General features: G+C 70.5%; 11 protein-coding genes. 7 read left to right on the plus strand and 4 right to left on the minus strand.

Annotated elements, in window-relative coordinates:
* The coding region (locus tag GUY60_RS28090) for an MFS transporter (RefSeq protein ID WP_161702767.1) at positions 1–859 on the plus strand (859 nt) is incomplete at its 5' end.
* A gap of 70 nt (positions 860–929) precedes the next feature.
* Here GUY60_RS28090 and GUY60_RS28095 read toward each other — a convergent pair.
* Entirely contained in the window at positions 930–1,862 is a 933-nt protein-coding gene (locus GUY60_RS28095; protein WP_161702769.1) for an MmyB family transcriptional regulator, read from the minus strand.
* A gap of 112 nt (positions 1,863–1,974) precedes the next feature.
* On the opposite strand from GUY60_RS28095, the gene GUY60_RS28100 reads away from it, so the two are divergent.
* Positions 1,975–3,432, plus strand: a complete 1,458-nt coding sequence (locus tag GUY60_RS28100; protein ID WP_161702771.1) for an MFS transporter — start codon at positions 1,975–1,977, stop codon at positions 3,430–3,432.
* A 21-nt stretch (positions 3,433–3,453) separates the two neighbouring features.
* Positions 3,454–3,936, plus strand: coding sequence for a DUF3515 family protein (locus GUY60_RS28105; protein ID WP_161702773.1), 483 nt, complete (start codon positions 3,454–3,456; stop codon positions 3,934–3,936).
* 94 nt (positions 3,937–4,030) lie between these two features.
* On the opposite strand, the gene GUY60_RS28110 is transcribed toward GUY60_RS28105, so the two are convergent.
* The 3 genes from GUY60_RS28110 to GUY60_RS28120 form a co-directional block, all read right to left on the minus strand.
* Positions 4,031–4,267, minus strand: coding sequence for a DUF6243 family protein (locus GUY60_RS28110; RefSeq protein WP_161702775.1), 237 nt, complete (start codon positions 4,265–4,267; stop codon positions 4,031–4,033).
* A gap of 156 nt (positions 4,268–4,423) precedes the next feature.
* A complete protein-coding gene (locus GUY60_RS28115; RefSeq protein ID WP_161702785.1) occupies positions 4,424–4,639 on the minus strand; it encodes a hypothetical protein in 216 nt (71 codons plus the stop codon).
* A 231-nt stretch (positions 4,640–4,870) separates the two neighbouring features.
* A complete protein-coding gene (locus GUY60_RS28120) occupies positions 4,871–6,250 on the minus strand; it encodes a glycine--tRNA ligase (RefSeq protein ID WP_161702777.1) in 1,380 nt (459 codons plus the stop codon).
* A 149-nt stretch (positions 6,251–6,399) separates the two neighbouring features.
* Between GUY60_RS28120 and GUY60_RS28125 the strand changes: the two genes are divergently transcribed.
* The 4 genes from GUY60_RS28125 (at position 6,400) to GUY60_RS28140 (ending at position 9,753) form a co-directional block, all read left to right on the plus strand.
* The gene (locus GUY60_RS28125; protein WP_161702779.1) at positions 6,400–7,413 is read left to right on the plus strand and encodes a metal ABC transporter substrate-binding protein; all 1,014 of its coding nucleotides are present in this window, start codon (positions 6,400–6,402) and stop codon (positions 7,411–7,413) included.
* Positions 7,414–7,454: 41 nt separating this feature from the next.
* Entirely contained in the window at positions 7,455–8,306 is an 852-nt protein-coding gene (locus tag GUY60_RS28130; protein ID WP_161702781.1) for a metal ABC transporter ATP-binding protein, read from the plus strand.
* A gap of 2 nt (positions 8,307–8,308) precedes the next feature.
* On the plus strand, positions 8,309–9,217 hold the full coding sequence (locus GUY60_RS28135) for a metal ABC transporter permease (protein WP_161702787.1): 909 nt from the start codon (positions 8,309–8,311) through the stop codon (positions 9,215–9,217).
* Between the two features lie 122 nt (positions 9,218–9,339).
* Positions 9,340–9,753, plus strand: coding sequence for a Fur family transcriptional regulator (locus tag GUY60_RS28140; RefSeq protein ID WP_161702783.1), 414 nt, complete (start codon positions 9,340–9,342; stop codon positions 9,751–9,753).
* Positions 9,754–9,800: the final 47 nt, after the last annotated feature.

The raw sequence follows: 9,800 nt of genomic DNA on the forward strand, positions 1-9,800 counted from the left end.
CCGCCGCCCCGACCCGGTCGGCCAGCTGCTGGTCATGGTGCTGCTCGGCGCCCTCACGTACGCGATCATCGAGGCGCCCGCCGTGGGCTGGACCGCGCCCGGCACGCTGCTGCTCGCGGGGTTCGCCGTACTGGCCCTGGCCGGGCTGCTCCTGTACGAGCCGCGGCGGGCCGAGCCTCTGATCGATCTGCGGTTCTTCCGGAGCGTTCCGTTCAGCGGCGCCACCGTGATCGCGGTCTGCGCCTTCGCCTCGCTGTCCGGGTTCCTCTTCCTCTCCACGCTCTATCTGCAGGACGTACGCGGACTCGACGCCCTGCACGCCGGTCTGTGGATGCTGCCGATGGCGGCCCTTACGTTCCTGTGCGCGCCGCTGTCGGGGCGGATCGTCGGCAGCCGGGGGCCGCGCTTCTCGCTGCTCGTCGCCGGGGTGGCGATGACCGCGAGCGGGGTGCTGTTCGCGGCCTTCGACGCGGAGAGCGACAACGTCACGCTGACGCTCGGGTACATGCTGTTCGGGCTCGGCTTCGGCTTCGTGAACGCTCCCATCACCAACACCGCCGTCGCCGGGATGCCGCGCGCCCAGGCGGGGGTCGCCGCCGCGGTGGCCTCCACGAGCCGGCAGATCGGCGGCACGCTCGGCGTCGCGGTGATCGGGGCTGTGCTGGCGTCCGGGCTCACGGGAACCCCTGCGGGGGGCTTTTTGGGGGCGAGTCGGCCTGCGTGGTGGGTTATCGCGGGGTGCGGGTTCTGTGTGTTGCTGGTTGGAGCGTTGACCAGTGGGAAGTGGGCGCGGGTGAGTGCGGTTCGTACGGCTCAACGGCTGGAGCACGACGAGGAGTTGGAGCCGGTTCGGGGCTGAGGTCCCCTGGGGGCTGCGCCCCCAGACCCTCGCTTCATCGGCCTGCGGCCTCGTCCTCAAACTCCCCCAGCTACCGCTGGGAGGTGCCCCCAGGACGGGCTAGTTGTTGCAGCTTCTCCACCCCCGCCCGCGACTCCGCATCCACCGGCACGTACGCCACCAACCGCGGGCCCGCCGACGGGCCGAGCCAGAGGCTGGTGTGGGCCAGGTTGAGTTGGCCGACGTGGGGGTTGAGGAAGCGTTTGGTCTTGTCGCCCGACGTCACCACCTCGTGGCGTTCCCACACCTCGCAGAACTCGGGGGACGCCGACTTGAGCCGGTCCAGGAGGGTCTTCCAGGCGGGCTCGGCCAGGTGTTCCGCCATCGCGGCGCGGAACTTCCCGGCCATCAGGCGGATCGTCTCGTCCAGGTTGCCGAGCGAGGAGCGCCACTCCGCGTGCGTGAACGACAGCCACAGGCAGTTGCGGTCCTCCGGCGGCAGGGCGTCCAGGTCACACATCAGACGGCCGTACGTGCGGTTGTAGGCGAGGATGTCGTACCTGCTGTTCTGGACGCAGGCGGGCACCGGCTCCAGTTGTTCGAGCATCGCCCGCAGCGCCGGAGTCACCGTCCGGCAGGGCGTGCCCGGCGCCGGATCGGTCGCGGCGGCCAGGGCGAAGAGGTGCGTGCGCTCCCCGCTGTCGAGGAGCAGCGCCCGCGCCAGCGCGTCCAGGACCTGCGGCGACACCTGGATGGGGCGGGCCTGCTCCAGCCACGTGTACCAAGTGACGCCGACCGCCGAGAGCTGGGCGACCTCCTCGCGGCGCAGCCCCGGAGTGCGGCGCCGTCGGCCGCGCACCAGGCCGACCTGCTCGGGCGTGATGCGCTCGCGGCGGCTGCGCAGGAACGCGGCGAGTTCATGGCGGCGTACCGCGTCGTCGCCCGCCCCGCCCGTCGGTGCCCCGCCCGTCGGTGCCTCGACCGCCGGTGCCCGCACCGCTCGTTCCTGCGTCATCGTCGCCATCCCCCCAGAGTGCCGAACGGTGTGCCGGGCCGTCGAAGCCCTTGCCAGGTACTGCTTCTACCAGGATAAAGAGACTCTGGTACCAGGCTGCGGGAGGGGCGAGGGTCTCGGTGTGAGTGAAACGACCGTACGCACCACCCATGCGCCCACCATCGGCTCGACCGAGCCGCTCCGCACTGTCCACCACGGGCCCGTCCTCGGGCCGCTCGGCCTCTTCACCGTGCTGCTCGGCGCGGCCCTGCCGCTGATCGACTTCTTCATCGTCAATGTCGCGCTGCCCACCATCGACCACGACCTGGCCGCCGGGCCCGCGCTCCTCGAACTGATCGTCGCCGGGTACGGCGTCGCGTACGCCGTGCTCCTCGTCCTCGGCGGCCGGCTCGGCGACACCGCCGGGCGGCGCCGCCTCTTCCTGATCGGCATGGTCGCCTTCGGCGTCACCTCGCTCGCCTGCGGCCTCGCCCCCGACGCCTGGACCCTCGTCGTGGCCCGAGTGGCACAGGGTGCCGCGGCCGCGCTGATGCTGCCGCAGGTCCTCGCCACCATCCAGGCCGCCACCCAGGGCGCGCGCCGGGCCCGCGCGATGGGCCTGTACGGGGCGACGGCCGGGCTCGCGATGGTCGCCGGGCAGATCCTGGGTGGCTTCCTGGTCTCCGCCGACGTGGCCGGTACCGGCTGGCGTTCGGTGTTCCTGGTGAACGTGCCGGTGGTGCTGCTCGGTCTCGTCCTGGCCGTGCGGTACGTGCCGGAGAGCCGGAGCGAGAAGCCCGCGCCGGTGGACGTGCCCGGCACGCTGCTGCTCGCGCTCGCCCTGATCACGCTGCTCGCGCCGCTCACCGAGGGCCGGGCGGCGGGCTGGCCGCTGTGGACGTGGCTGTCCCTTGCCGCGTTCCCGCTCGCCACGGCCGCGTTCTTCCTGGTCGAGCGGCGCGCCGACCGGGCCGGACGCACCCCGCTCGTACCGCCGAGCCTGCTCCGACTGCCGGGCCTGCGGCGGGGGTTGGCGCTGATCCTGCCGTTCTCCCTTGGCTTCGGCGGCTTCATGTTCGTGATCGCCGTGGCACTGCAGCAAGGCCTGCGGATGGGCCCCGTCGACGCCGGTCTGGCGCTCGCCCCGATGGCCGTCGTGTTCTTCTTCGGCTCGCTCGCCGGGCCCCGGCTCACCCGGCGGTACGGCAGCCGGGTCGTCACCGTCGGCGGCCTCGTCCAGGGCGTGGGCATCGCGCTGCTCGCCGTGACCGTGTGGCGCGGCTGGCCCGACACCGGCATCCTCGCCCTCACCCCCGCCGTATCGCTCGCCGGGCTCGGGCAGGCGCTGCAACTCCCCGTCCTCATGCGGATCGTGCTCTCCGACGTGCCCGCCGAACGGGCCGGAGTGGGCGGCGGCGTCATGGTCACCACCCAGCAGACCGCCCTCACCCTCGGCGTCGCCACGCTCGGCACGCTGTTCCTCGCGCTGATACCGGCGTACGGCATGCGGGACGCTCTACTGGCCGCGCTGCTCGGCCAGTTGGCGCTGATCGCGCTGACCGTACTGCTCAGCCTGCGGCTGCCGCGCAAGGTCGCCTGAGCCGTCGGTAAGGTGCCCGGCATGGGGGATCACACGCACCGCCGCAGGAACGCGGCCATCGGAATAGGCCTCACCGTGACGATCGTGGCGGGCGTGCTCGCCGTACGGGCCGTCAGCGCACCGGACTTCGGCATCGAGAGCGCCCCGGACGCCGGCCATCCGCGGTGCGCTCAGGTGGCCCGTTCCTACCCGGAGAAGATCGCCGGGTCCGCGCGCGCCGCCACCGACCTACCGGGCGTGACCGTCTGGGGCGACGCGGACGTGGTCCTGCGCTGCGGCGCTCCCGTGCCCTCGGCGACCGTCGACCCGTGCGTGAACGTCGACGGGGTGGACTGGGTCGTCGATGAGTCCCGCTCCAAGGACGGCCACAAGGTACTGATCACCTACGGCCGTGAGCCCGCGGTGGAGCTGACGGTCACCGACGCCGCGGCGCACGAGGGGGCCGGGCTCGTGGACCTGAGCCACGCGATCGAGCCGATCCGGCAGGGCTCGCCCTGTATCTGAGGCACACCGGCGACGTATAACGGCGAAGGCCCGCAACTCCAGAGGGAGTTGCGGGCCTCGCCACAGGTCGGCGACCGGGTCGGGCCGCCGGGACCTACTTGGCCTGCTCGGCGCCCGAGGCGTTCTCGGTGCCGGTGTCAGTGTCGGTGGCCGTGGCCGTACCCGCGTCGCCCTGGGCCCGCTCGCGCATCTTGCGCAGCAGGTCCTGCTTCTGGTCGGCGGCGCTCCTGCGGTCGGCGGCGCTGTTCGCCGCGGCGCCCTGCGCGTCGTTGCGGGACAGCTTCTTGCGCTGTCCGCCGACGCCGAGGAGGTTGTTGCTGCTCTTGGCCATGGGTGTACTCCCGTTCACGGGTGAAAGATCGGATGACGTCATCGCGGAGGGCGGGATCGCGTCCCGCGCGCTCTCACTCGTAGATCGGAAGCTGCCACATGGTGCTGAAGGTAGCCGAAGCGCACCCTTCGCCGCACCTCGGTATCCGCGGGCCGCTCAGGTCACACTGCCCGCGGTCGGGTCGACATCCGCCTGGTGGGCCTCGACGAGGTGCTCCTCGGCCTTCAGCCAGGGCAGGAACTGGGTGCCCCGGCGCCAGCCGCAGGTCTCGCAGACCAGGGCGCGCTGCATCCCCGACCTGCTGACGTGGACGGTGTGTTCGCGGCCGTGCTGGTCCCAGCGGCTGACCTTGCTGGACTGCATGGGCGGCACCGACGGCATCGGACCCCTCCTGGCACTCGGCACTCAGCGCTCGGCACTCGCGGCGCTCGGCGGTTCAGAGTGCGCCCAGGCCCGCGGCCCGCGCAACATCAACGGGCTTGTGTTGCAGGGTTGTTGTGCATGCCCCAGGCCCAAAATTTCCCTTACGTACCCGGATACGCCGAAGGCGCCGAGCCCCGCGCATGCGGGACCCGGCGCCTTCGGTGGGACGTCGCGGGAGGTTCAGCAGCCGATCAGGCGGGTCGCGAGGTAGCCCTCGATCTGGTCGAGGGAGACGCGCTCCTGCTTCATGGTGTCGCGCTCACGCACGGTCACCGCGTTGTCGTCGAGGGTGTCGAAGTCGACGGTGACGCAGAACGGCGTACCGATCTCGTCCTGGCGGCGGTAGCGCTTGCCGATGGCGCCGGCGTCGTCGAAGTCGATGTTCCAGTTCTGCCGCAGCGCGGACGCCAGGCCCTTGGCCTTCGGCGACAGCTCCGGGTTGCGGGACAGCGGGAGCACCGCGACCTTGACCGGCGACAGGCGCGGGTCGAGGCGCATCACGACGCGCTTCTCCAGCTTGCCCTTGGCGTTGGGCGCCTCGTCCTCGGCGTACGCGTCGAGCATGAAGGCGAGCATCGCGCGGCCGACACCGGCCGCGGGCTCGATGACGTACGGAGTCCAGCGCTCGCCGGCCTCCTGGTCGAAGTACGAGAGGTCCTTGCCGGAGGCCTCGGCGTGCGCGGAGAGGTCGAAGTCCGTGCGGTTGGCGACGCCCTCCAGCTCACCCCACTCGGAGCCACCGAAGCTGAAGCGGTACTCGATGTCGGCGGTGCGCTTCGAGTAGTGGGAGAGCTTCTCCTTCGGGTGCTCGAACCACCGCATGTTCTCTTCGCGCAGGCCCAGGCTGGTGTACCAGTTCCAGCGCTGCTCCATCCAGTATTCCTGCCACTGCTCGTCCTCGCCGGGCTTGACGAAGAACTCCATCTCCATCTGCTCGAACTCGCGGGTGCGGAAGATGAAGTTGCCCGGCGTGATCTCGTTGCGGAAGGACTTGCCCATCTGCGCGATGCCGAACGGCGGCTTGCGGCGCGAAGTCTGCTGGACCTGGGCGAAGTTGGTGAAGATGCCCTGGGCGGTCTCGGGGCGCAGGTACGCGATGGAGCCGGAGTCCTGGGTCGGGCCGAGGTGCGTGGAGAGCAGACCCGAGAAGTTCTTGGGCTCGGTGAACTGGCCCTTGTTGCCGCAGTTGGGGCAGTTGACCTCGGCGAGCGACTCGGGGACGCGGCCGTGCTTGGCCTCGAACGCCTCCTCGAGGTGGTCGGCGCGGTAGCGCTTGTGGCAGGAGGTGCACTCGGTGAGCGGGTCGCTGAAGGTAGCGACGTGGCCGGATGCCTGCCACACCTCGGAGGCCAGGATCACCGAGGAGTCGATACCGACAACGTCCTCGCGCGAGGTGACCATGTAGCGCCACCACTGGCGCTTGAGGTTCTCCTTGAGCTCGACGCCCAGCGGTCCGTAATCCCAGGCGGCCTTCTGGCCGCCGTAGATCTCACTACAGGGATAGACGAAGCCACGGCGCTTGCTCAGGCTGACGATGGTGTCGATCTTGTCGGCGGCCACGGTGCTCTCTTCAGTACAGACGGCAGCGAATTGATACAGGCTACCGGCGCTGCCCACCCATGGATCAAATCGGTTCCCTCCCCGCACCTGCTATGCACCAGCCTGACCTTTGTTGACAACCGTTTCCATCTTTGATGAAAATGAGTGTCATGAACGTACGACGCCTCCGCACCCGCTCCCGAATAGGCACCGCCGCCGTCGCCGGAGCCGCCGCCCTCGGCCTGCTCACGCTCTCCGCCTGCGGCAACTCCAGCGCCGCCGACGGCAAGGACGGCGGCAAGCTCGACGTGGTGGCGTCGTTCTACCCGATGCAGTTCCTCGCCGAGGAGATAGGCGGCGAGCACGTCAGTGTCGACCCCCTGACGAAGCCCGGTGTCGAGCCGCACGACCTGGAGCTCAAGCCCCGGCAGATCGCCGAGCTCGGCGAGGCCGACCTGCTCCTCTACCTGGGCGGCCTCCAGCCCGCGGTGGACGAGGCCGTCGAGCAGTCCGCCGTGGAGAACAAGGTCGACGCGGCCTCCCTCACCGACCTCGACCTGCACTCCGCCGGTGACGGCCACGACCACGGCGGCGAAGAGCATGCCGAGGAACACGGCGAGGAGCACGGCGGCGGGCACGAGGAAGAGGAAGCCGCCGGCGAGGCCACCGACCCGCACTTCTGGCTCGACCCGGTGAAGTACGCCGAGGCCGCCGAGGGCGTCGGCAAGGCCCTGGAGAAGGCCGACCCGGACCACGCCGCGGACTACAAGAAGAACACCGCCGCCCTGGTCAAGAAGCTCGAAGGCCTGAACAAGGACTTCGAGGACGGCCTGAAGGGCACGAAGACCAAGACCTTCATCACCGCGCACACCGCCTTCGGCTACCTCGCCGAGCGCTACGACCTGGACCAGGAGGGCATCACCGGCCTCGACCCCACGGCCGAGCCGAGCCCCGCGCGGATGAAGGAACTCCAGCAGGTCGCGAAGGAGGAGAAGGTCTCCACGGTCTTCTTCGAGACCCTCGCCAGCGACAAGACCGCGAAGGCCCTCGCCGCGGACACCGGCCTCAAGACGGACGTCCTGGACCCGCTGGAGGGAATCACGGACAAGTCCAAGGGTGCTGACTACATCGAGGTCATGCACGCGAACCTGGACGCCCTGAAGAAGGCGCTCGGCGCGAAGTGACATTGGTTACAGCGGCAGCGGAGTCGGAGGCGGAGGCGCACATGAAGGCCCAGGAGATCCAGGAGTCCCAGGAGACCGAGGAGACCCAGGAGACCCAGCCGTCCGCGGGAACCCAGGAGCCCTCGGACCGGGAACCCGTCATCTCCCTCACCGGAGCGGCGGCCTCCCTCGGCTCGCGCCCCGTCCTTCGCGGCGTCGACCTCACCGTGCGCCGCGGCGAGGTCGTCGCCCTGCTCGGCGCCAACGGCTCCGGCAAGTCCACCGCCGTACGCGCGGTGGTCGGCCAAGTGCCGCTGAGCGGCGGCTCGTTGGAGCTGTTCGGCACCGATCTGAAGCGCTTCCGGCAGTGGTCGCGGATCGGGTACGTGCCGCAGCGCACCACCGCCGCGTCCGGTGTCCCGGCGACGGTCCGCGAGGTCGTCTCCTCGGGCCGTCTCGCCCGTACGAAGATGGGCCTGCCCGGCCGCGGCGACAAGGCCGCCGTACGCCGCGCCCTGGAGCTCGTCGGCATGGCGGACCGCATCAAGGACTCCGTGAACGCCCTCTCCGGGGGCCAGCAGCAGCGCGTCCTGATCGCCCGCGCCCTGGCCGCCGAACCCGAACTGCTGATCATGGACGAGCCGATGGCCGGGGTCGACCTGGCCAACCAGGAGGTCCTCGCGGGCGCCCTGCGCGAGCAGGTCGCCGCCGGGGTCACCGTGCTCCTCGTCCTGCACGAACTCGGCCCTCTTGAACCGCTGATCGACCGTGCCGTGGTGCTCCGCGACGGCTGCGTCACGCACGACGGTCCGCCCCCGAAGGCCGTGGGCCAGCACGCGCTGCCGGGCCACGACCACATCCACCCGCACGCGGCGGACTCCGCCGAGCCGATCCGGACGGGGCTGCTGAGCTGATGCTGGAGATCCTGAACTACGACTTCATGCAGCGGGCGCTCATCGCGGCCACGCTCGTCGGCATCACCGCGCCCGCCATCGGCACGTACCTCGTACAGCGCCGCCAGGCGATCATGGGCGACGGTATCGGGCACGTCGCGATGACCGGTGTGGCGCTCGGCTTCCTGATGAACACCAGCCCGGTGTGGATGGCCACCGTCGTGGCGATCCTCGGCGCCGTCGGCATGGAGGTCGTCCGCTCGCGCGGCCGCACCAGCGGCGACGTGGCGCTCGCGATGCTGTTCTACGGCGGTATGGCCGGCGGCGTCATGATCATCAACCTCTCCCCCGGCAACTCGACGGCCAGCTTCAACACGTACCTCTTCGGCTCGATCACCACGGTCTCGCCCGAGGACGTCACGGCCATCTGCGTCCTAGCCGCGTTCGTCGTCGCCATCACGATCGGCCTGCGGCGGCAGCTGTTCGCGGTCTGCCAGGACGAGGAGTTCGCGCGGGTCACCGGCCTTCCGGTGCGGCTGCTCAACCTGCTGATCGCGGTCACGGCCGCGGTGACCGTCACGGTCGCCATGCGGATCGTCGGCCTGCTGCTCGTCTCCGCGATGATGGCGATTCCGGTCGCCGCCGCGCAGCGGGTCACCCGCGGCTTCGTGACGACGCTCGCGCTCGCCATGACCATCGGCGTCACGGTGTCCCTGACCGGCACGGCCGCGACGTACTACGTGGACGCCCCGTCCGGCGCCGCGATCGTGCTGCTCGCCGTGGCCGTCTTCCTCGTCCTCGCGCTGCTCGCGGCACCGCTCGCGCGCAGGCGGGCCCGCAGCGCCGCGGCTGCCCAGAACGCCGAGGCACTGGGATCATTGGAGTGCACGCTTCCGCCCGCTCGGGAAGCGGCGGACAACGTCAAGGTCTGAGCCGCGTACCGGCCCTTACCGGGCCGGACCGGCTCCCTCCGCGACGCCGTCCACGTAAGGCATGCCTTACGTGCCGGGCCAACCTGGCACAATGGCCCGGCAGCAGACGTGAGGAGGTCCCTGTGACAGCGCCCGTACGCGGCCGGTCGACCCGGCAGCGCGCCGCCGTGGCGGCTGCCCTGGACGAGGTGGACGAGTTCCGCAGCGCCCAGGAGCTCCACGACATGCTCAAGCACAAGGGCGATTCGGTCGGACTGACCACGGTGTACCGCACCCTGCAGTCGCTCGCCGACGCCGGTGAGGTGGATGTGCTCCGCACCGGTGAGGGCGAGTCGGTGTACCGCCGCTGCTCGACCGGTGAGCACCATCACCACCTGGTCTGCCGCCTTTGCGGCAAGGCTGTTGAGGTGGAGGGGCCTGCGGTGGAGAAGTGGGCCGAGGCGATTGCTTCTGAGCACGGGTACGTGAACGTTGCCCACACCGTGGAGATTTTCGGTACGTGTTCGGAGTGTGCGGCGGCGGGGAAGTCGTCGTAACGGCGCTTTTTGACTCCCCGCCCCGCCCCTTCCCGAAAGTCCTGCGG

It is taken from the genome of Streptomyces boluensis, assembly GCF_009908195.1.
Taxonomy (GTDB): Bacteria; Actinomycetota; Actinomycetes; order Streptomycetales; family Streptomycetaceae; genus Streptomyces; species Streptomyces boluensis.

What these genes read in the sequence shown, in the direction of transcription:
- GUY60_RS28125 (WP_161702779.1), top strand. Translation starts at nt 6,400, where the DNA reads ATGAACGTACGACGCCTCCGCACCCGCTCCCGAATAGGCACCGCCGCC.
- GUY60_RS28095 (WP_161702769.1), bottom strand. Translation starts at nt 1,862, where the DNA reads ATGGCGACGATGACGCAGGAACGAGCGGTGCGGGCACCGGCGGTCGAG.
- GUY60_RS28110 (WP_161702775.1), bottom strand. Translation starts at nt 4,267, where the DNA reads ATGGCCAAGAGCAGCAACAACCTCCTCGGCGTCGGCGGACAGCGCAAG.
- GUY60_RS28105 (WP_161702773.1), top strand. Translation starts at nt 3,454, where the DNA reads ATGGGGGATCACACGCACCGCCGCAGGAACGCGGCCATCGGAATAGGC.
- GUY60_RS28130 (WP_161702781.1), top strand. Translation starts at nt 7,455, where the DNA reads ATGAAGGCCCAGGAGATCCAGGAGTCCCAGGAGACCGAGGAGACCCAG.